A 21,061-nucleotide genomic window follows, 5' to 3' on the forward strand; every position below is an offset into this window, starting at 1 on the left:
GGACACATGGTGGTCATCCTCTTTCGCGTCTCCAATGGCCACCCGGCTCCTCGTCCGGTAGACCGGCCCCAGCCCAAAGGCAGATCATTGCCAGAAAGGCATAAACCACAATGACGATGCCAAATGCGGCGAATGGCGAAGCCGGCAGAAACACCGACAGGGGCATGACAACAACCAGATTGAATGTCGCAACTGCAGCAGTCACCCGGGAAGCACCTCCTGATCGGCGGGACAGGCGTTGATAGGCATGTGAACGATGAGCCTGCGTGACATTCTCGCCACGGAAGAATCGCACCAGCAAAGTCAGTGTCGCATCAGTCGCAAAAAATGAGGCCAAAAGAAGCCATTGCGGCAAGGTCATCCATCCGGACGGCATGCTGACGAGTGCAAAACAGAGTAGCATGAAGGCAAGAAACGTGCTGCCGACATCACCCATGAAAATCCGGGCCGGCGGCCAATTGAAAGCAAGAAAGGACAAGGTGGACATGGCAACGGCAGCCATCATCCACCACAGCGGGTTCAAGGGGGTGCCGTTGATCCAGATTGCCAGCATGGCGGAAACCAGCATCATCACCGCCTGCTGTCCGGCAATGCCATCGATACCGTCCATGAAATTGAACAGATTGACCCACCAGGTTCCCGCCAGAGTGAGTAAAAGGAAGGCTCCCAGCCACAGTACGGAATATATTTCGCCACCGAGAAGAACGGCAGAACCCGATAGAAAAACCGCCGCAGACACCGCGCAAACCTGAACGGGAAACCTGACACGAGAGGGCAACGGCGTCCGATCATCGATCAGACCCAGAACTGCAATCAAGGTGCCCAGACCACATAGACCCGTCATGACCCGATCACCACCTGCAAGGATCAGGCAGACAATCAATGCGGCAAGAAAAATGCCGATCCCACCGCCAGTCGGGGTCGCCTTCCGGTGAGATGAACGCGCCACCGGCGCCTGCACCAATCCAAGCTTTTCCGAATTGACAATGACGTATCGTATGGCGAGCCAGCTTATGGCGGCGGCCGCGATGCAGAGAAACACATTCATCATCATGACGAAAATTGCGATCCTGTATCAAAAATCAACCTAACAGCTTTAGGGTGAAGTTCGAGACCTTGTCCAGCACTACCGGTTTGCCGCAAGGCAAGCTTGACTCTGCGCGCAAATCTTTTATTGAAGTGCCGCGAAAAGGAAGCACCATGGCCCACCTGCGGTTCGACATCGCTGCCTATGATCTGCCGGCACGGGCTGCCGAAGACTGCTTCTTCGTTTCCAAAACCAAGGCCAAAACCACGACGAAAATTATCGTCTGACGTCTCTGGCCCACCGCTCTCTCCCCGGTAAGGCCGGGGATCAGGATCCGGGATTACGTCCGGGTTCCCCTCACCGCCGCGGAGAGAAGAGAAAGAGAGCATATCATGGGTTTCAAGATCGCAGTCGCAGGCGCTACCGGCAATGTCGGCCGGGAAATGCTGAACATTCTTTCCGAGCGTGGCTTTCCGGCAGATGAAGTCGTCGCACTCGCTTCCGCCCGCAGCCAGGGCACCGAAGTCTCCTACGGCGACAAGACGCTGAAGGTTTCCAACCTCGAGAATTATGATTTCTCCGACACCGACATTTGCCTGATGTCCGCAGGTGGCGACGCTTCCAAGAAATGGTCGCCGAAGATCGGAGCACAGGGCTGCGTCGTGATCGACAATTCTTCGGCCTGGCGCTACGATTCTGACGTGCCGCTGATTGTCCCGGAAGTAAACCCGGATGCGATCGCCACTTTTGGCAAAAAGAACATCATCGCCAACCCGAATTGCTCGACTGCCCAGCTCGTCGTCGCCCTGAAGCCGTTGCATGACTTTGCCAAGATCAAGCGCGTCGTCGTTTCCACCTACCAGTCGGTTTCCGGTGCCGGCAAGGAAGGCATGGACGAACTTTTCACCCAGACCCGCGCCGTCTTTGTTGCCGACCCGGTCGAGGCCAAGAAGTTCACCAAGCGCATCGCCTTCAATGTCATTCCTCATATCGATAGCTTCATGGAAGACGGCTACACTAAGGAAGAATGGAAGGTTCTGGCCGAAACCAAGAAGATGCTCGACCCGAAGATCAAGGTGACCTGCACCGCCGTGCGCGTTCCGGTCTTCATCGGCCACTCGGAATCGGTCAATATCGAGTTCGAAAACGAGATCACCGCCGATCAGGCTCGCGACATTCTGCGCGAAGCACCCGGCTGCCTCGTCATCGACAAGCACGAGAACGGTGGCTATATCACGCCGCTCGAATCCGCCGGTGAAGATGCGACCTACATCTCGCGTATCCGCGAAGACGCGACCGTCGAGAACGGCCTCAATATCTGGGTTGTTTCAGACAACCTGCGCAAGGGTGCCGCCCTCAATGCCATCCAGATTGCCGAGCTTCTCGTCAATCGTGGCCTGATCAAGCCGCGCAAGCAGGCTGCCTGAACCATTTGGTAAGCATGTCATACTAAAAACCCCGCTGAGAAGCGGGGTTTTTAAATACGAATCGCAACAGGATCACGAACTGTTCATGTTTCCGAGCGTTGCGAGCGTCGAAAACTCTGCCATAAGCTGAATATCGATGGCCCTGCGGCGGCTAGATCGCCCGCTGCTCTAACGGAACGATGGACCTGACACGCATGAAAAAGCTTTTCCTTTCCGGGATACTTGCAATCGGCTTCGGCTTTTCCGCGGCACCTGCTCTGGCAGCGGCATGTGGAAACGACAGCAGCGGCTTTGCCAACTGGGTCCAGGATTTCAAGCAGACGGCGCCGTCGAAGGGCATCTCGCCGTCGGTTCTCGACCGCGCTTTCGCCAATGTCAGCTATAACCGCGATACGATCCGCGCAGACCGTGGTCAGCGCAGCTTCAAGCTTTCCTTCGAGGAATTCATGAAGAAGCGTGGTGGCCAGACGATCATTTCGCGTGGCAAAACCATGAAGAAGAGCAACGCCGCCCTGTTTGCCTCCATCGAGCGTCGTTATGGCGTTCCGGCTGGCCCGCTCCTCGCCATCTGGGGCATGGAAACCGGTTTCGGCAGCTATCTTGGCAACCAGCACACACTTTCCGCAGTAGCGACGCTTTCCTATGACTGCCGTCGCTCGGCGTTTTTTACTGAGCAGCTTTACGCTGCGCTGCAGCTCGTTGCGCGCGGTGACCTGAGCGTGACGGCCAAGGGTGCCGCTCATGGTGAAATCGGCCAGACCCAGTTCCTGCCGCTCAACGTCATTCGTTATGGCGCCGATGGCGACGGTGACGGCCATATCGACATGGTTCGCTCGCGTGCCGATGCCCTGGCATCGACGGCCAACTTCCTGCGTGGCCACGGCTGGCGTGCCGGTGCCGGTTATCAGCCGGGTGAACCGAACTTCGTTGCCATTCAGGGATGGAATGCTGCCTCAGTCTACCAGAAGGCAATCGCCCATATCGGCGCGCAGATCGACGGCAAATAAGCCGTCGATCTCATTTTTTGAAAATGCAGTCTCTTAAAGGGTCGGGCGGATAAAATCGCCCGCCTCGTTCATGATCCAGAGCTCGCCGGTCGAAATATCGAACCATGCTCCGTGAACGTTGAGTTCGCCTTCGTCGTGAAGATTTTTCACGAACGGAAAGCTCATCAGATTGTTGATCGAATTGCGGATCGAGACGCGCTCGAGCGCGGTCTGACGTTCGCCCTGTGTCATCAGATCATTGTTCTGGATCTGCTCGGCGGCAGGTTTCAGAAGCTGCATCCAACGTCCAATAAAGTCACCGGGGGAAAGTGGCTCCATCTCCGGATCAAGAGCGGCCTTGATGCCGCCGCAACGGCCATGTCCCATGACGACGATATTGCTGATCTTCAGCACCTGCACGGCATATTCAACGGCCGCAGACGTTGCGTGATACTGGCTGTCCGGCTCGAAAGGCGGCACCATATTGGCAACGTTGCGAACAACGAACAATTCACCGGGACCACAGTCAAAAATAAGTTCCGGCGCCGCGCGTGAGTCGCAACAGGCAATCAGCAGCGTATGTGGGGTCTGACCGTGCTCGGCAAGCACGCGATAACGTTCGCGGGCATCGGCATAACGGCCGTTCATGAAGTTGCGGTAGCCCGCAAGCAGGGGTTCGGGAAAAGCGTCCATGAGAAGACGCTTATAGCGCACGCTGACGGGAATCAACGGGCAGGATATCGCCTTATCGGCGAACATTCTGCAAAGGGTGAATCAAACGGCGCAACTGTACCATTGCCATGGGTGTCGACAGGCTGGAAGCGTCGGTCTCAAGCGCCAGTTCATCACCACCGCGCTTGGCCGTTCGTGCCAGCACTTCATAGACGCTGGCCGTCGCCATCTGAAGGGCCTTTTCCTCATCCATGCCGGACAGCAAACGGGCGAGAAAAACGGCAGCCAGCAAATCTCCCAGACCATTCGGCGGATCGTCGATCAGGCGATGTTCGGCCAGCAGCGCCAGCTTGCCGGTCAGATAAAGATTGCCGGTTCCACCTGCCATCATGGGCACGGCAGATGTCACCAGCATTCGGGCCGGACCAAGCGCCACGGCCGCATCCATGATGGCCGCGTTGGTTTCAAGTGCTGCACCGGAAAGCCAGGCCAACTCATAGCGGTTGGGCGTTGCAAGAGACGCAAGCGGAATAAGCTCGTCGCGAATAGCCTCAGCGGTTGGCTGGGGAATGTATAAGCCTCCAACATCGCCCATGACCGGATCACAGACATACATCACGTCAGGATTTTTCTGCCTCAGGGCCTGGATAAGACGGGCAACAGCCCTGGGTTGGCCCGGATGTCCAAAATAACCGGTCAGGATGGCTTTGACCTCACCGATCCATGGTGCGGCGATCAGATCATCAATGACCTTGTCGAACTCTTCCTCCGGAAAGACCATGCGTGTCGAGCGACCATGCCCGGGATGCCAGGGCAGAATCACGGTCGGCAGCGCCCAGACCGGAAATCCAAGCGTTTCCAAAGCGAACACAGCTGCCCGGTTGCCAACCGACCCGCGCACGACGTGGCTGGAAATGACGATGACGGCGCTTGGGCTTTCAGACATGAGACAAGACTTTCGATCGAATGGTTTGTTGATCAGTTTTTCAGGCCTTTATGTCAACAAGTCTTCGCTGATCGGTGGAATAACCGGGTGGCAATCGGCTAACATGAGACAAACGTCTGCTTCGCGTCGTCTGCGGCAGACGCCAATAATATGATCTGGGAGAGGAATGCCCATGGATAAGAAGCGCAATCCGAAAAAAGACAAGCAGATCGACGCGGCGCGCCGCATCGCCACCAAGAATGCACTCGATCCGCATCTCCTCTTCAGCCGCGCCAGCAAGGACGACCTTGCGAACTATACGCCCGAAATGCTCGCTCTTTCCGCCGAACAGGCACGAAAGACTCTTGCAGACTGGAATCATAAAAACGCGCACGTACTGATCGAGGCAGTTCCCGGTATCGAGCCTGCAGGGAGCCCGGTTTCCGTACTGACGATCGTCGATCGCAACCAGCCTTTCCTCTATGATTCCATCATGGGCGAGGTAACGGGCAGCTATCGTGATCTGACACTCGCCGTTCACCCCATCCTGCATGTCGAAAACGGCAAGGAGCCGATCTTTCACCCGAGCGACGCGCCGGCAGATCCCGAACACACAGTCAGTCTGATCCAGATCCACATGCCGTCGCTGACCGCGGAACAGGCGAGTGATCTGGAACAGCGCATCCGCAAGGTTCTCGAGCAGGTTCACCTGGCGATTGCGGACTGGCAGTCGATGCTTGGGCGCCTCGATACGGCGATCTCCGAACTCTCGGCCGTCTCTCGCAAAAAGACCGATCGCGACGAAGCACTGGCCTTCCTCGAATGGCTGCGCGACGACAATTTCACCTTCCTCGGCATGCGCGAATATACCTATTCGGGCAACGGTGCCGACGCCCGCTTCGAGCGCGCCACGGAACGCGGCCTCGGCATTCTGTCCGATCCGGACGTCCTCGTTCTTCGTCAGGGCAAAAACGCCGTGATGACCACGCCGGAAATCCTCGAATTTCTTGAAGGACCGGATTTCCTCATCGTCACCAAGGCCAACGTCAAATCCGTTGTCCATCGCCGCGCCTATATGGATTATGTCGGCATCAAGCGCTTTGACGAATCCGGCAAAGTCATTGGCGAACTGCGTGTTGTCGGCCTGTTCACGGCAACGGCCTATACCCATTCCGTCAGCGAAATCCCGCTCATCCGCGCCAAAACCAAACGCATCAAGGAGCATTTCGGCTTCGATCGTCTGAGCCATTCCGGCCGCATGTTGAAGAACACGCTGGAATCCTATCCGCGTGACGACATGTTCCAGATTCATCCCGAGGTTCTGATCAAATTCTGCGAACAGATCATGGAACTGGCGGAGCGCCCGCGCGTGCGTGTTCTGTCGCGTATCGACCAGTTCGACCGTTTCGTGTCGGTGATCGTTTATGTTCCACGTGAAAACTACAACTCTTACGTACGTGAAAAGGTAGGAGACTACCTTTCCACCATCTACGAAGGGCATGTTTCTGCCTATTACCCCGCCTTCCCGGAGGGCGGGATCGCCCGCGTCCACTTCATCATCGGCAGAACCGGCGGCAAGACGCCGCGCATTCCGCAACAGAAGCTGGAAGCCACCATTCGCGATATCGCGACCCCCTGGAGCGAACGATTTGCAGCCCTCGCCGGTCCGCATCAGCCCACACTCCATACGACCCAGGCCTATCAGGAGACCTTTACGCCGGAAGAGGTGTTTGGTGATCTGGCGGATATCAACGCCTGCGTCGGCGGCGAGCCCATCCGCATCGAATTCTACCGCAGCGGTGCCGATGACGAGACCACGCTTTCGCTGAAAATCTTCCATCAAGCCGGCCAGCTTTCACTGTCACGCCGCGTTCCGCTTCTGGAAAATCTCGGTTTTCAGGTCCTGAGCGAGCAGACGTTCGAACTGGAAGTGGAGGCCGAAGGTGGCCGCACGCTGGTCGTTCTTCACGATATGGAATTGCGGATCGATGGTAGCCACAGCATCGACTTCACACGTCAGTCACAGCAGCTCGAAGAGGCATTTCTCGATGCCTATTTCGGCCTGATCGACAACGATAGCTTCAACAGGCTTGTTCTGCTTTGCAGCGTTACCGCACGTGAAGTGACAGTGCTGCGTGCCTATGCCCGTTATCTGCGCCAGACCGGCATCGTTTATTCGCAGAACCACATCGCCGATACGCTGGCACGTTACCCGGCCATCGCCGCCGATCTGCTGAAACTGTTCCATGACGGTTTTGACCCGGAACTGAGCGACAAGAAGCGGGATAAAAAGCTTTCCGAGCGCCACGCCGAGATCGAAACGGCATTGGCCGACGTGCCGAACCTCGACGACGACCGCACGCTTCGCCGTTTCGTCAACGTCATCGATTCGACGCTGCGCACCAACTATTTCCAGCGAGGCGAAGACGGAAAGCCGAATGCCATGCTGGCCTTCAAGCTTGACCCGAAACAGCTGGACAACCTGCCGGAGCCCCGTCCCTTCCGCGAAATGTTCGTCTACGGCACCGAGGTGGAAGGCGTTCACCTGCGTTTCGGCAAGGTCGCCCGTGGCGGTCTGCGCTGGTCGGATCGCGGCGAGGATTACCGCACCGAGGTTCTGGGCCTCGTGAAGGCGCAGCAGGTCAAGAATGCCGTCATCGTGCCGGTCGGCGCCAAAGGAGGCTTCTTCCCGAAGAAGCTGCCCGTCGGCGGCACACGTGACGAAATCTTCAATGCCGGTCGCGCAGCCTACATGACCTATATCCGCACGCTGCTGTCGATCACCGACAACATCATCGATGGCGAAGTGGTGGCACCGAAGAATACGGTGCGTGTCGATGACGACGACCCCTATTTCGTCGTTGCTGCCGACAAGGGTACCGCCACCTTCTCCGACACGGCCAACGGCCTTGCACAGGAAGCCGGTTTCTGGCTGGACGACGCTTTTGCCTCGGGCGGTTCGGCCGGTTACGACCATAAGAAGATGGGCATCACCGCCCGCGGCGCCTGGGAAACCGTCAAGCGACATTTCCGCGAGCAGGACATCGATATCCAGACCACGCCGTTCACCGTTGCCGGTGTCGGCGACATGTCGGGTGACGTGTTTGGCAACGGCATGCTGCTGTCACGCGAAATCCGGCTGATCGCCGCCTTCGACCACCGCGACATCTTCATCGACCCGAACCCGGATACGGAAAAGAGTTTTGCCGAGCGTGAACGCATGTTCGCCCTGCCCCGCTCCAGCTGGCAGGATTATGATCGTTCCGTCCTCTCCAACGGCGCGATGATCATTTCGCGTTCGGAAAAATCGGTAAAGCTGACACCTGAAGCCGCTGCCGCGATCGATCTCGGAAAGACGACGGCGACACCGTTCGAAATCCTCACAGCCATCCTGAAAAGCCCAGTCGATCTTCTGTGGTTCGGTGGTATCGGCACCTATATCAAGGCAGCTTCCGAAACCGATGCCGAAGTCGGCGACCGCGCCAATGATCCGATCCGCGTAACGGCTGGCGAACTGCGCGCCAAGGTCATCGGCGAAGGTGCCAATCTGGGCGTCACCCAGAAGGGCCGTATCGCATATGCCCTGAATGGTGGCCGCTGCAACTCGGATGCGATCGACAACTCGGCGGGCGTCAATTCCTCCGACGTCGAGGTCAATATCAAGATCGCTCTCAGCCCTGCCATGAAGGAAGGCCGACTGCCGCGTGAGAAGCGCAACCGCCTGCTGACCTCGATGACGGAGGAAGTCGCCGCCCTCGTCTTGCGCAACAACTACCTGCAATCGCTGGCAATCTCGCTATCCGAGCGCAAGGGGGTTCGTGATCGCGAAGTGCTGTCGCGCCTGATGTCGGTTCTGGAATCCCGTGGTCAGCTGAACCGCAAGGTCGAAACCCTGCCGGATGATACGGCCATGGCCGACCGTTACATTGCCGGCAAACCTTTGACCCGACCGGAAATCGGCGTGCTTCTTTCCTACGCGAAGATCGTTCTGTTTGACGACATTCTCGAAAGCGCGCTGCCGGACGATCCTTATATGGCAGGCACTTTGGCCGACTATTTCCCAGGCGGAATGAAGAAAGCCTATGCGGCGGACATCGCTGGTCACCGCCTGCATCGTGAAATCGTTGCAACATTGCTTGCCAACGAAACGATCAATCGGGGTGGCCCCGGCTTTGTGCAGCAGATGGTCGATATTACAGGCTGCGCGCCGGCAGATGTCGTCAAGGCCGCTTTCCTCGCCCGCGAAAGCTTTGACCTGACCCAGATCTGGAAGGAAATCGACGCGCTCGACAATGTCCTTCCGGGCAGCACCCAGAACATGCTCTATGCGCGTGTCGAGGATATTTTTGCCGATGCGACCCGGTTGATCCTGCAGACCAAAACAGCCGATGGTCCGCTGGAAGCAGCCAGCCGCCGGTTGGCAACGGCGATCAAAGGCATGCGCACATCGCTGAAGGATTTGCCGGCCGATGCCGAACTGGAAGCAGCCGGGATTTCGGACGAGCTTTCGCAAAAACTGCGAGCGCTTCCGACTCTCGTGCTGGCACCGGAAATCATGGTTGTTGCCGAACGCACCGGCGAACCTCTTGCACGCGCGACGGAAGCATATTTCGCCGTCAGCGAAATTTTCCGTATCGGCCGTCTGTTGGATGCCGGCGAGCGGGTGGCGACCAGCGATCATTATGAAAGCCTGGCACTCACCCGCAGCCTTCAGCAGATCACCGTTGCCCGCCGGGACATCGTCATTGCCGCCTTGTCCGCACATGCAAAAGACAAGAAGCCGGTCGAGGCCTGGTATGCCGGCGATCGTCAGCGCGTCAACCGCATCAGCGGCGAACTGATCGCACTCAGCGACGGGGCGGATGTGACTTTGGCGAAGGTAACGGTGGCTGCCGGTCTGCTGGGCGATCTCGCCCACCGCAGCGCCAAGTAATCACTGATGTAATCACCCATGGAGAGCGGCCCGATGTCGACCGACCACCCTGCCCCGGATCCGAGAACATCACGTCTTGGCATCTGGGGCTGGATGTTGTTCGACTGGGCCGCCCAGCCCTTCTTCACGGTCGTCACGACCTTTATCTTCGGGCCCTATTTCGTGGCCCGAATGACCGAGGATCCGGTCGCAGCTCAGGCCGCCTGGAGCAATATGGCGACGGTCTCATCGCTGCTGATCGCCATTCTATCGCCGATTCTCGGCTCGATCGCCGATGAATCCGGCTCACGAAAACCTTGGATCGCGTTTTTTGCGGTCATCAAGATCATCAGCCTTGCCATGTTGTGGTTTTCGGCTCCCGGTTCACCCATCATCTGGCCGCTGCTGTTCATGGTTCTGGCGTCGCTTGCGGCAGAGTTTTCGATCGTCTTCAACGACTCCATGATGCCGAGACTGGTGAGCGAAAAGGAAGTTGGGCGCATTTCCAACATTGCCTGGGGGCTGGGTTATCTCGGCGGCATGCTGGTGCTGATCCTCGTGGTTGCGCTGCTGGCAGGCGATCCGCAATCCGGACGCACTATCATCGGAACCACACCGTTATTCGGCCTCGACCCGGCAACGGGTGAAGACGCGCGCGTCACTGGCCCACTTTCCGCAATTTGGTATCTTGTGTTTATCCTGCCGATGTTCCTGTTCACCCCGGACGCAGCAAAGGGCCTGCCACTGCGGCAAGCCATAGCCTCGGGCCTGGGTCAATTGCGCGGCACAATCGATGAACTGAAACATCGTCCGCATCTTTTGCGCTTCCTGATAGCGCGAATGCTCTATCAGGACGGCGTCAACGGCCTGCTGATCCTCGGCGGCGCTTTTGCTGCCGGCATGTTCGGCTGGGCGACCATCGAGATCGGCATCTATGGCATTATCCTGAACGTGGTTGCAGTGTTCAGCTGTATTGCAGCAGGTTGGGTAGACCGCGCGATAGGCTCGAAAACAGTGGTCATCATCAGCCTCACGCTGCTGTTGACTGCAACGGTCGGCATCATCTCGACCAGCCCAGGCAATGTGTTTTTCGGCCTGCTGTCCCTATCGACGGAAGATAGTGGTGGCCTGTTCGGCACGGCTGCGGAAAAGGCCTATATTCTTTTCGGCATGCTAATCGGTATCGCCTTCGGCCCGGTGCAGGCGTCGTCGCGGTCCTATATGGCGCGTAGTGTCAGCCTATCGGAAGCGGGCCGTTATTTCGGCATTTATGCCCTATCTGGCAGGGCGACGAGCTTTCTCGCCACCCTGTTTTTCTCCATCGCCACCTATGCCACGGGCTCGGCCCATATCGGCATGGCGACACTGATCATCTTTCTCTCGGTAGGCCTCGTGCTTTTGATCACCACACCCGAGCCGACAACGAGGCCGGAAGAGCTTCCGGCCCCGTAAATCCCAAAATCAGTGGCGGAAGTGGCGCATGCCGGTGAAGACCATTGCAACGCCGTGTTCATCGGCAGCTGCAATCACCTCGGCATCACGCATCGAACCACCCGGCTGGATGACCGCCGTTGCGCCTGCGGAAATGGCCGAAAGCAGGCCATCCGCAAACGGGAAGAAAGCTTCCGAGGCAACAGCCGAACCCTTGGTCATCGGCTCGGCCCAGCCCATGGTCTTGGCGGCTTCTTCAGCCTTGAGGCCGGCGATACGCGCGGAATCGATGCGGCTCATCTGGCCGGCGCCGATGCCGGCTGTCTGGCCTTCCTTGGCGTAAACGATGGCGTTCGACTTGACGTGCTTGGCAACCTTGTAGGCGAATTTCAGGTCTTCCAGCTCGGTCGGCGTCGGCGCGCGCTTGGTGACGACACGCAGATCGAGATCCTCGATCATGCCGTTATCGCGTGTCTGGACCAGCAAACCACCGGCAACGGTCTTCGCCGTAATGCCGCGCGAACGCGGGTCAGGCAGGCCGCCGGTCACCAGAAGGCGAAGGTTCGGCTTCTTGGCGATGATCGCCTTGGCCTCTTCCGACACTTCCGGCGCGATGATGACCTCGGTGAACAGTTTGACGATTTCTTCCGCGGTCTCGCTATCCAGCAACTGGTTGAGCGCAATGATGCCGCCAAAGGCAGATGTGCTGTCGCAGGCAAGCGCCCGCAGATAGGCATCCTTCAGTGTCGGACCGGTGGCAACGCCGCAGGGGTTTGCGTGCTTGATGATCGCACAGGCCGGCCCCTTGTCGGCCGTGAACTCACCGATCAGCTCGAAAGCACCGTCGGTATCGTTGATGTTGTTGTAGGAAAGCTGCTTTCCCTGCAGAAGCGTCGCCGTGGCAACGCCCGGGCGGTTTTCACCAGTGACGTAGAAGCCTGCGCTCTGGTGCGGGTTTTCGCCATAACGCATCTCTTCCTTCAGCACGCCGCCGATGGTGCGGTAACGCGGGATTTCGATATCGAGCGCTTCGGCAAACCAGTTGGAAATGGCCGTGTCATAGGCCGCCGTGCGGGCATAGGCCTTTGCCGCCAGTTTCTGGCGGAATGCATAGACTGTGTGGCCATCATTGCTGCCAAGCGCCTCGATCAGCGCCGGATAATCGGATGGATCGGTGACGATCGTAACATAGGCATGGTTCTTGGCGGAGGCGCGGATCATGGCCGGACCGCCGATATCGATGTTTTCAACCGTCGTCGGATAATCGCCGCCGGCCGCACGCACTTCCTCGAAAGGATAGAGGTTGATGACGCTGAGATCGATACCTGTGATGCCGTGTTCCTTCATGGCAGCGACATGATCTTCGTCGTCACGGATGGCAAGAAGACCGCCATGAACGCCCGGATGCAGCGTCTTGACGCGGCCATCCATGATTTCCGGAAAACCGGTCACTTCCGAAACATCGGTGACATCTAGGCCGGCAGCGGCGATTGCCTTGTGGGTGCCGCCGGTCGACAGAAGGCGAACCCCCTGCTCCGCCAGCGCCTTGGCGAGCTCGATGATGCCGGTCTTGTCCGACACCGACAAAAGCGCGGTACGAATTTTCACCTTGTCGGGAGCGGGGATTTTTTTGGACACGACGGCCATCGGGCTTCTCCATCTGGTCGCGCCCGCAGACGATCGGGCGCCCTCAAGGCGTCGCGTTAGCACAGGTTTGACGGATAAGAAACCGCACTATTCCGATCGTTTCAGCATCCAGCGGATTTCGTTGACCATCGGCAGGGTGAAGGTGATCGTCAACTGCTCCGTCTCGCGCACGCCGGAGACATCCGCAAAGAAGATATCCTCCTCGATTTCCACCTCGAGCCCCGGCGCCGTGAACAGCCAGGCTTCACCATCCGGCGCATCCATCAATATCGTCTCCGCATCGATGCGTGAGAGGGAAATCGCCGGGTGAATATGAAAGCGGGCAACGGCAACAAGCTCCTTCTTGCCACCGCGCGCAGCGCCTTCCGGGATGATGAACTTGTCATGACCCTTGATCTTGGTGCCTTTGACATTCATGCCGATTTCACGGGCATGCAGGTAACCGAACGCTGCCAGATAACCGTCATGCGTGGCGCTCAGCCAGTCATTGCCCTGCGCATCCTCGGAGCGCTCGCAATGAACAACGTTAAACGGTTCCATGACCGCAAGGCCCAACGGTGATTTCGCCAGCCTGGACGAAGAGGTTTCGCTTAAGGTCACGGTCGAATGAGCAGCGGTCGCCCGTGCCAGCGTGCGATAACTGCGGCCGGCAAATTTCGGCATGCCGGCATTGATGATATAACGATGCCGACCGGCCGACATTTCGAAGGCAAGGCAACCCGCATGCGCAGAATGGGCCGCCTGTGCGGACTGCGGCGCACCTGCATCGGTAATCACCGTCGTCTCACCTGCCGCCAGCCGGTGGTAATGGATATGCGGCAGGGCCTTGAACGGTTTTCCCGACGTCTCGTCATAGCGAAGCACCGACAGAAGCTCGGTGGCAGGAGTTGCACTCGCCCCGTTGAACAGGGCAAGATCGCCGTCCTGATGCCGGAAGAAGCGCAAGGCCGGATACATGCGGTCAATCGTCGGGATCAGCTTTTGCGGCACGTCATGCCCCAGATTGATATAGGTCTGGCGCAGCGGCAGAAGATCAAGCAACAGATCGAGCACAAGCCGCGGATTGCGCGAGGCGTGGCCGCCGTCCGACAGGATCTGGCGCTCAAGCTCGCGGTCGAGTTTCAGGCCTTGCCGGCGCACGGCTGCAGGGGAACTCGGCATGGCAATCGCTGCCATGGAGAGCGCGATCTGCAACCGCAGCCGGGTTTCCGTCTCCGGCAGATAATCAGCGATCTTGCGCAGATATTTTGCCTGATAGGCAAGGCTTTTCATGAAGCGCCGGTAAAAGACGCTGTCGCCCCCCTGCAGTACCACGGTGGAATGGGACAGCCAGGCAATCAGCCGCTCGGCCGTCACATGCGGCTCCCAGGCTATGCCCGAAATCCGCTTGCCATGCAGAGCGATCCAGTTGGCGGTAATGGATCGGGCGTTGGCGCAGGCCTCGTCTGTTTTTTCTGTGCGGATATGGCGCAACCAGGAAAAGGAATGCAGCCGCTCGGCAAAACCGCGTGACGGCAGTTGCAGAGTAAACGGTGACTCACCATCCGTGACCAGAACCCTTCCAGCCAGCGGAAAACGGCCTTCCAGAATTTCCTCGGCAATATAGGGATCGGTTGCGCGCAGATCGGTCGGCGCCACGATCAGGCGATCCGGCACTCGCAAAGTCGGCCGCGTCAATGGCATACGCAAGGCCAGCCACGCCAGGCAAAACCTGTAGCGAGCCTGCTGCAGGCCGATGGAAAACGCTCCCCGGCGATCTGCTACGCGACTTGACAATCAAAAACTCCCACGAGCATGACCCGCCTACCGCTACCCGGCGACGCAATCATCCTCCAAACCTAAAAAACTATTGTCTTTTATAGTGAAGAAATTGTTAGCGAGGGGAAAGCACGGCGGCGAAGAAGCCGTCCATGCCACCTGCAAAACCGTCCACCGGCGGCAACATGGCCGGAGTGGTACGGAATTCCCCAAGCGGGGTGATCGCTTTTTCCAGCCCCGGCCATGCCGCTGGATCAACCGGCACGCGGACCAGGTTCGGATTATCCGCCAGAACCTTGGCAATGACGGTTTCACCTTCAAGCGGATCAAGCGAGCAGTTCGAGAACACCACCAGACCGCCCGGCTTTACCAGGGTGATCGCATGGCGAAGCATGCGCTCCTGCAGAACGGCCAGCTTGCCGATATCCTCCGGCCCCTTTGTCCAGAATACATCGGGATGCCGGCGGGTCGTGCCGGTGGACGAGCAGGGGGCATCAAGCAGGACACCGTCCAGCAGTTCATCCGGTTTGAAATCGAAGAGATCGGCCTGACGCACCTCGACAGACAGTTTTAGGCGATCGAGGTTTTCCTGCAGCCGGCGCGCACGATTGGCGGATTGCTCGATCGCGATCACATCTGCGCCCGCCACCGCAAGCTGCGCCGTCTTGCCGCCGGGGGCAGCGCAGAGATCGGCAACACGCTTGCCCTTCAGATCGCCAAACAGTTTGGCGGGAATGGCGGCAGCAGCATCCTGTACCCACCAGACACCGTCCTCGTATCCTTCGAGCCCCGAGACAGCACCATCGAAGGCCGGAAGACGGACGCTGGCAGTCGGCAATACGCGACCATGCAGCGTGTTCGCCCAGGCTTCGGGATCGGTCTTGACTGTGAGATCGATCGCCGGCGGCCAGAGCTGTGCTTCGGCGATGCGCATGGCATCGTCTGCGCCATAGGCTTTCACAAGGCGAGCGTGGAACCAAGCGGGCACCGGCGAGATTTCGGATGTTTTGGAAAGGATATCATCTTTTTCCCGCACCATTCGACGCAGCACCGCATTCACCAGCTTGGCAAAGCGGCGATTGCGCGGATCGCGATTAGCCTGTTCGACGGCGAGATCAACGACTGCATGAGCCGGCACATCCAGATGAAGGATTTGCGCTCCGGCGACGATCAGGACGTGGTGAAGAGCCCGCGCGCCCTCGGGAAGTGGCGTATCGATCAGCGAACCGATGGCAGCTTCGAGGCGCAGAAGATGACGCAGCGCCGTCGTCAGGATAGCACGCGTCAGCGCCCGGTCGGCATCGTTCAGCGCCTTGTAGGCTGCATTGCCCTGATTGAGATCGAGCATGCCGTCGAGAGAAATCTTGCGATCGATCACCGCGCCCAAAAGCTTGGCGGCGGTCATGCGCACTTCCAGGCCCGGCTTGTCGGACTGGACCGGGCGAGGGGGCCGCTTGCCGTTGGATGATTTCGAAGATTTCTTGTTATTGCTGTCGTTCAAGACCAGGGACCTTTACGCGGTTCGTCAGAGCCGCGGCCCCAGCCGGTATTGGGTACGGAACGTGCGGCGCGCTGCGGTCTAGCAGCCTGAAAGCCGCCCGTCGAGGCAGTAGGAGCATAGGAGGATGCCATTTCCTGCAGGGCAGCGATGCGGTTCTCGGTATTCGGGTGGGTGGAGAACAGATTGTCCATGCGTTCACCCGACAGCGGATTGATGATGAACATGTGCGCAGTGGCCGGATTACGCTCGGCATCATAATTCGGAATGGCGTGCGCCGCACCGGAGATTTTGGCAAGCGCGGAGGCAAGCCACATCGGATTGCCGCAGATTTCCGCACCGCGACGATCTGCGGAGTATTCGCGCGTGCGGCTGACGGCCATCTGTACGATCATCGCCGCGAAAGGCGCAACGACCATAGCCACGATCGTGCCAATCACACCCAGCGGATTGTTGGAACGATTGCCACTGAAGAACATGCCAAAATTGGCAAGCATGGAAATGGCACCGGCAAATGTCGCTGTGATCGTCATGATCAGCGTGTCACGATTCTGGATATGTGCAAGTTCGTGCGCCATCACGCCTGCCACTTCCTCCGGCGTCAAACGCTCCAGTAGGCCGGTGGAAGCGGCCACGGCCGAATTTTCCGGATTACGACCGGTGGCAAACGCATTCGGCTGCGGATTGTCGTAGACATAGACACGCGGCATCGGCAGGCCGGCACTCGCCGACAGATCACGGATCATGTGAAACAGTTCGGGCGCATTGCGCTCGTCAACTTCCTGCGCATGATAGGCAGAAAGGACCATCCTATCGGAATTCCAATAGGAAAACAGGTTCATGCCGGCGGCTATCACCAGCGCGATCATCATGCCGCCCTTGCCGCCGATCAGGAGGCCAATCCCCATGAAAAGGGCCGTCATGAAGGCCAGAAGCATGGCGGTGCGCATCATATTCATCGTCATCTCTCCCGTAACCGGTGAACCGAAGGGTTTTCCATTTTCCTGGAACGGCCTATGATGTGGTGAATTCAGCCTGATTTTTCAATGAACCATCCGGTGAGCGGAATGCAAACTGCCGATAATGACAATGCCCAGACCTTGGCCGAAACCGTGAGCGAAACCGTTGCGGAACGCAAGCCGCTCTCTCCCGCTGCACAACGTGCCCTGCAGGAAGCCGAGACGCGTCGTCAGGCGGCATCTCAGGCGACGGAGATGCCTGAAGAATTCGGCGGCCGCGGCGGCGCCGATCCCGCCCGTTTTGGCGATTGGGAGATCAATGGTCGCGCCATCGATTTTTAAGTAAATATTCCTATTGATTTTGACGTAGAATCGGAATTTATTCCTTTTTATGTTGAAGACACTATCCACGCCGCTCCTTTTGGCCGCAGCGATCGCAACCGCGGCTTTCGCGCGCGAAGAAATCGCGGGGCCTGTCGAGGCGACGATTTTGCGTATCGTGGATGGAGATACTCTGCTCGTCGAGGCAAGGCCATGGCCACAGCAGCGGATGGAAGTGTATGTGCGTATCCGCGGCATCGATGCACCGGAAATGAAATCCGGATGCCCAGGCGTTCGTCTGGCAGGAGTTGATGCTCGCAACGCTCTGGAAGAGTTGACGGCTGCATCCCGGAAAATCCAGCTCGTCCATATTTCCGGCGACAAATATTTTGGGCGCATCGTTGCCGATGTCATTCTGCCGGACGGAAAGAATGTAGCCGACGACCTTTTGGTCGCCGGCCTGGTGCGCGTTTACAGCGGCGGTCGGAAGCCGAAAGAAAACTGCGACGGTTAGAGGCCCTCAGGCACCAACCTTGTTCTGACGGTTTTCGATCAGATCATCGACAACGGCAGGATCTGCCAGCGTCGAGGTATCACCGAGGGCCCCGAAATCATCCTCCGCGATCTTGCGGAGAATGCGCCGCATGATCTTGCCCGAACGGGTTTTCGGCAGACCTGGCGCAAACTGGATCTTATCCGGTGTGGCGATGGGGCCAATCTCGTTGCGGACATGTTTGACCAGTTCCTGCCGCAGCGTGTCGGTACCCTCGTTGCCGGCCATCAGCGTCACGTAACAATAGATGCCCTGGCCCTTGAGGCCGTGCGGATAACCGACGACTGCCGCCTCCGACACGAGATTATGCGAAACCAGAGCGGACTCCACCTCGGCTGTACCAAGACGGTGGCCGGAGACGTTCAGGACATCATCGACGCGACCGGTGATCCAGTAATAGCCGTCCTCGTCCCGACGGCATCCGTCGCCGGTGAAATATTTCCCCTTGTAGGTGGAAAAATAGGTCTGCACGAAGCGTTCATGATCACCGTAGACACTGCGCATCTGGCCCGGCCAACTGTTAATGATGCAGAGATTACCGTCGGCAGCGCCTTCCAGCACATTGCCTTCGTTATCGACAAGTTGCGGCTGCACACCGAAGAACGGTTTCGTTGCTGATCCGGGCTTGAGGTCCGTGACGCCGGGCAGGGGGGTTATCATATGGCCGCCGGTCTCGGTCTGCCACCATGTATCGACGATCGGGCAACGCTTGCCGCCGACGACGTTGTAATACCATTCCCACGCCTCCGGATTGATCGGCTCGCCGACCGTGCCGAGCAGCCGCAGGCTGGAACGCGAGGAGCGGGTCACAAAATCGTCGCCGACACTCATCAGCGAACGGATGGCCGTGGGTGCCGTGTAGAAGATGTTGACCTTGTGCTTGTCGACCACTTCCCAGAACCGACCATTGTCCGGGAAATTCGGCACACCTTCGAACATCAGCGTCGTCGCGCAATTCGCCAGTGGCCCGTAGACAAGGTAGGAATGCCCGGTCACCCAGCCGACATCGGCGGTGCACCAGTAGATATCGCCGTCCTGATAATCGAATGTGTATTCATGCGTCATCGCCGCATAGACGAGATAACCGCCCGTCGTGTGCAGCACGCCCTTTGGCTTTCCGGTCGAGCCTGATGTGTAAAGAATGAACAGCGGATCTTCCGCCTTCATTTTGACCGGCTCGCAATGGCCCTTAACGGTGGCGATTTCCTGATGGTACCAGAGGTCGCGCCCCGGCGCCCAGTTGGTCTTGCCGCCGGTGCGGCGCACGACCAGGACCTTGTTGACGGTCACATATTGCCGGGCAGCGATATGAATGGCCTTGTCCGTATTTTCCTTGAGCGGCACCGGCCTGCCGCCGCGTACACCCTCATCGCAGGTAATCACGAAGGTGGATTCACAATCGATGATACGACCGGCAAGCGCTTCCGGCGAAAAACCACCGAAGACGACGGAATGCACGGCACCTATGCGCGCGCAGGCCAGCATCGCATAGGCCGCTTCGGGGATCATGGGCATGTAGATGGTAACCCGGTCGCCCTTCTTGACGCCGTGCTTTTTCAGCACATTCGCCATGCGGCAGACCTGATCGTAAAGCTGGTTATAGGTGATCTTCTTGTCGATATAGGGGTTGTCGCCTTCCCAGATGATGGCGGTGCGTTCCCCATGCGTCTTCAGGTGCCTGTCGATGCAATTGTAGGAAACATTGGTCAGGCCATCCTCGAACCATTTGATCGAAACCTTGCCCTTAAAGGATGTGTTCTTGACCTTGGTATAGGGTTTGAACCAGTCGATCCGCCGGCCATGCTTGCCCCAAAACTTATCCGGATCCTCAATGCTCTCTTCATACCATTTTTCGTATTTCTCCTTGTCGATCAGGGCTTTCGCTCTTGTCGACTTGAGAACCGGATAAATTTTTTCGGACATGAAACTCCTCCCTCATTTGCATGCTGGCACATTGCATCCACCAATGTGCGACATTCTGGCATTCATACAAATTGGGGCAGGGGCGGCAATTAGACAAATGGAGATGAAAAGAGAGAATGTGATCTTCGGGATCGCGCTTCAAAGAATTGCAATTCTGTCCCAAATCGATTATACGGCCTCTAATTCCCGGAAATGGTGGTTGATACCCACGGCCCGCGACACCGGCGCGGACGGACAGAGGAACTATATCCATGGCTCAACAATTGCTCATGCCGAAGGCGACCGCAGTATGGCTGGTCGACAACACCGCGCTTTCCTTTGATCAGATTGCCACCTTCTGCAAGCTTCACCCGCTCGAGGTAAAGGCGATTGCCGATGGTGAAGCCGCTCAGGGTATCAAGGGCCTCGACCCGATCGCCACCGGCCAGCTTTCGCGCGATGAAATCGCCCACGGCGAAGGCGACATCAATTACAGGCTGAAGCTTTCGGAACCCAAGGTTCGCGTGCCGGAATCCAAGCGCCGTGGCCCGCGTTATACGCCGGTTTCCAAGCGTCAGGATCGCCCGAACGCCATTTTGTGGCTGGTGCGCAACCATCCGGAACTGAAGGACACGCAGATCTCGCGTCTCGTCGGCACCACCAAGTCGACGATCGAACAGATCCGCGACCGCACGCACTGGAACGCCACCAACCTGACCCCGATGGATCCGGTCACGCTTGGCCTCTGCAGCCAGATCGACCTCGATCTCGAAGTCGAACGCGCCGCCAAGAACCGTCCGTTGCCGACCGCCGCCGAGCTTGGCGCTTCGCTGCGCCCGGCTAACGAGACCGAGAACCTCGATTTCGGTTATCGTAGCGAGCGCGAAGAAGAGAAGGAAATCGATGCGGACGCCGTTTTCGCGAAACTTAGCTCGCTGAAGTCGACCCGCACTGAAGAGGAAGACGAAGACAATTTTTAAGTTGTCCGTCTCTTCGAATGAAAGTCTAAAAACAAAACCCCGCCGATATGCTCGGCGGGGTTT

The 21,061-nt window shown here is 58.2% G+C and carries 16 protein-coding genes; 8 read left to right on the forward strand and 8 right to left on the reverse strand.

Annotated elements, in window-relative coordinates:
• Positions 1–13 precede the first annotated feature (13 nt).
• Positions 14–961, reverse strand: a complete 948-nt coding sequence (locus tag J2T09_RS19720) for an MraY family glycosyltransferase (RefSeq protein WP_306837768.1) — start codon at positions 959–961, stop codon at positions 14–16.
• A 155-nt stretch (positions 962–1,116) separates the two neighbouring features.
• Here J2T09_RS19720 and J2T09_RS19725 point away from each other — a divergent pair, with 155 nt between their 5' ends.
• The 3 genes from J2T09_RS19725 (at position 1,117) to J2T09_RS19735 (ending at position 3,461) form a co-directional block, all read left to right on the forward strand.
• Complete coding sequence (locus J2T09_RS19725) at positions 1,117–1,314, forward strand: hypothetical protein (RefSeq protein ID WP_306837693.1); 198 nt, start codon at positions 1,117–1,119, stop codon at positions 1,312–1,314.
• A 105-nt stretch (positions 1,315–1,419) separates the two neighbouring features.
• The gene (locus J2T09_RS19730; RefSeq protein ID WP_306837694.1) at positions 1,420–2,454 is read left to right on the forward strand and encodes an aspartate-semialdehyde dehydrogenase; all 1,035 of its coding nucleotides are present in this window, start codon (positions 1,420–1,422) and stop codon (positions 2,452–2,454) included.
• A 194-nt stretch (positions 2,455–2,648) separates the two neighbouring features.
• Positions 2,649–3,461, forward strand: a complete 813-nt coding sequence (locus tag J2T09_RS19735) for a lytic murein transglycosylase (RefSeq protein ID WP_306837695.1) — start codon at positions 2,649–2,651, stop codon at positions 3,459–3,461.
• A gap of 33 nt (positions 3,462–3,494) precedes the next feature.
• Here J2T09_RS19735 and J2T09_RS19740 read toward each other — a convergent pair whose 3' ends face one another.
• Entirely contained in the window at positions 3,495–4,133 is a 639-nt protein-coding gene (locus tag J2T09_RS19740; RefSeq protein WP_306837696.1) for a carbonic anhydrase, read from the reverse strand.
• Positions 4,134–4,185: 52 nt separating this feature from the next.
• Positions 4,186–5,058, reverse strand: coding sequence for a pyridoxal kinase PdxY (gene pdxY / locus J2T09_RS19745; RefSeq protein ID WP_306837697.1), 873 nt, complete (start codon positions 5,056–5,058; stop codon positions 4,186–4,188).
• A gap of 172 nt (positions 5,059–5,230) precedes the next feature.
• Between pdxY and J2T09_RS19750 the strand changes: the two genes are divergently transcribed.
• Both J2T09_RS19750 and J2T09_RS19755 read left to right on the forward strand, forming a co-directional pair.
• Positions 5,231–9,970, forward strand: coding sequence for an NAD-glutamate dehydrogenase (locus J2T09_RS19750; protein WP_306837698.1), 4,740 nt, complete (start codon positions 5,231–5,233; stop codon positions 9,968–9,970).
• A 33-nt stretch (positions 9,971–10,003) separates the two neighbouring features.
• On the forward strand, positions 10,004–11,401 hold the full coding sequence (locus tag J2T09_RS19755) for an MFS transporter (protein ID WP_306837699.1): 1,398 nt from the start codon (positions 10,004–10,006) through the stop codon (positions 11,399–11,401).
• A gap of 9 nt (positions 11,402–11,410) precedes the next feature.
• Here J2T09_RS19755 and purH read toward each other — a convergent pair whose 3' ends face one another.
• The 4 genes from purH to htpX all read right to left on the reverse strand — a co-directional run bounded on the left by purH (position 11,411) and on the right by htpX (position 17,242).
• A complete protein-coding gene (gene purH / locus J2T09_RS19760; protein ID WP_306837700.1) occupies positions 11,411–13,027 on the reverse strand; it encodes a bifunctional phosphoribosylaminoimidazolecarboxamide formyltransferase/IMP cyclohydrolase in 1,617 nt (538 codons plus the stop codon).
• Between the two features lie 87 nt (positions 13,028–13,114).
• Complete coding sequence (locus J2T09_RS19765; protein WP_373458532.1) at positions 13,115–14,710, reverse strand: heparinase II/III family protein; 1,596 nt, start codon at positions 14,708–14,710, stop codon at positions 13,115–13,117.
• A 190-nt stretch (positions 14,711–14,900) separates the two neighbouring features.
• The gene (locus J2T09_RS19770) at positions 14,901–16,292 is read right to left on the reverse strand and encodes an RsmB/NOP family class I SAM-dependent RNA methyltransferase (RefSeq protein WP_373458533.1); all 1,392 of its coding nucleotides are present in this window, start codon (positions 16,290–16,292) and stop codon (positions 14,901–14,903) included.
• Positions 16,283–17,242 carry a zinc metalloprotease HtpX gene (htpX, locus tag J2T09_RS19775; RefSeq protein ID WP_306837703.1) on the reverse strand — a complete coding sequence of 320 codons (960 nt, stop codon included), beginning with the start codon at positions 17,240–17,242 and terminating at the stop codon, positions 16,283–16,285. Before htpX ends, J2T09_RS19770 begins: the two co-directional genes overlap by 10 nt.
• Before the next feature lie 108 nt (positions 17,243–17,350).
• On the opposite strand from htpX, the gene J2T09_RS19780 reads away from it, so the two are divergent.
• Together J2T09_RS19780 and J2T09_RS19785 are read left to right on the forward strand one after the other, a co-directional pair.
• Complete coding sequence (locus tag J2T09_RS19780; RefSeq protein ID WP_306837704.1) at positions 17,351–17,584, forward strand: DUF1674 domain-containing protein; 234 nt, start codon at positions 17,351–17,353, stop codon at positions 17,582–17,584.
• Positions 17,585–17,633: 49 nt separating this feature from the next.
• Positions 17,634–18,077 carry a thermonuclease family protein gene (locus tag J2T09_RS19785; RefSeq protein ID WP_306837705.1) on the forward strand — a complete coding sequence of 148 codons (444 nt, stop codon included), beginning with the start codon at positions 17,634–17,636 and terminating at the stop codon, positions 18,075–18,077.
• 6 nt (positions 18,078–18,083) lie between these two features.
• On the opposite strand, the gene acs is transcribed toward J2T09_RS19785, so the two are convergent.
• Positions 18,084–20,039, reverse strand: a complete 1,956-nt coding sequence (gene acs, locus J2T09_RS19790; RefSeq protein WP_306837706.1) for an acetate--CoA ligase — start codon at positions 20,037–20,039, stop codon at positions 18,084–18,086.
• Positions 20,040–20,290: 251 nt separating this feature from the next.
• On the opposite strand from acs, the gene J2T09_RS19795 reads away from it, so the two are divergent.
• Positions 20,291–20,998, forward strand: a complete 708-nt coding sequence (locus J2T09_RS19795; RefSeq protein WP_306837707.1) for a DUF1013 domain-containing protein — start codon at positions 20,291–20,293, stop codon at positions 20,996–20,998.
• Positions 20,999–21,061 lie beyond the last annotated feature (63 nt).

It is taken from the genome of Neorhizobium huautlense, assembly GCF_030811685.1.
In the GTDB taxonomy this organism is placed as follows: domain Bacteria; phylum Pseudomonadota; class Alphaproteobacteria; order Rhizobiales; family Rhizobiaceae; genus Neorhizobium; species Neorhizobium huautlense_A.

What these genes read in the sequence shown, in the direction of transcription:
- J2T09_RS19765 (WP_373458532.1), bottom strand. Translation starts at nt 14,710, where the DNA reads ATGCCATTGACGCGGCCGACTTTGCGAGTGCCGGATCGCCTGATCGTG.
- J2T09_RS19755 (WP_306837699.1), top strand. Translation starts at nt 10,004, where the DNA reads ATGTCGACCGACCACCCTGCCCCGGATCCGAGAACATCACGTCTTGGC.
- J2T09_RS19780 (WP_306837704.1), top strand. Translation starts at nt 17,351, where the DNA reads ATGCAAACTGCCGATAATGACAATGCCCAGACCTTGGCCGAAACCGTG.
- pdxY (WP_306837697.1), bottom strand. Translation starts at nt 5,058, where the DNA reads ATGTCTGAAAGCCCAAGCGCCGTCATCGTCATTTCCAGCCACGTCGTG.
- J2T09_RS19735 (WP_306837695.1), top strand. Translation starts at nt 2,649, where the DNA reads ATGAAAAAGCTTTTCCTTTCCGGGATACTTGCAATCGGCTTCGGCTTT.
- acs (WP_306837706.1), bottom strand. Translation starts at nt 20,039, where the DNA reads ATGTCCGAAAAAATTTATCCGGTTCTCAAGTCGACAAGAGCGAAAGCC.
- purH (WP_306837700.1), bottom strand. Translation starts at nt 13,027, where the DNA reads ATGGCCGTCGTGTCCAAAAAAATCCCCGCTCCCGACAAGGTGAAAATT.
- J2T09_RS19740 (WP_306837696.1), bottom strand. Translation starts at nt 4,133, where the DNA reads ATGGACGCTTTTCCCGAACCCCTGCTTGCGGGCTACCGCAACTTCATG.
- J2T09_RS19730 (WP_306837694.1), top strand. Translation starts at nt 1,420, where the DNA reads ATGGGTTTCAAGATCGCAGTCGCAGGCGCTACCGGCAATGTCGGCCGG.
- J2T09_RS19785 (WP_306837705.1), top strand. Translation starts at nt 17,634, where the DNA reads ATGTTGAAGACACTATCCACGCCGCTCCTTTTGGCCGCAGCGATCGCA.
- J2T09_RS19795 (WP_306837707.1), top strand. Translation starts at nt 20,291, where the DNA reads ATGGCTCAACAATTGCTCATGCCGAAGGCGACCGCAGTATGGCTGGTC.
- htpX (WP_306837703.1), bottom strand. Translation starts at nt 17,242, where the DNA reads ATGAATATGATGCGCACCGCCATGCTTCTGGCCTTCATGACGGCCCTT.
- J2T09_RS19750 (WP_306837698.1), top strand. Translation starts at nt 5,231, where the DNA reads ATGGATAAGAAGCGCAATCCGAAAAAAGACAAGCAGATCGACGCGGCG.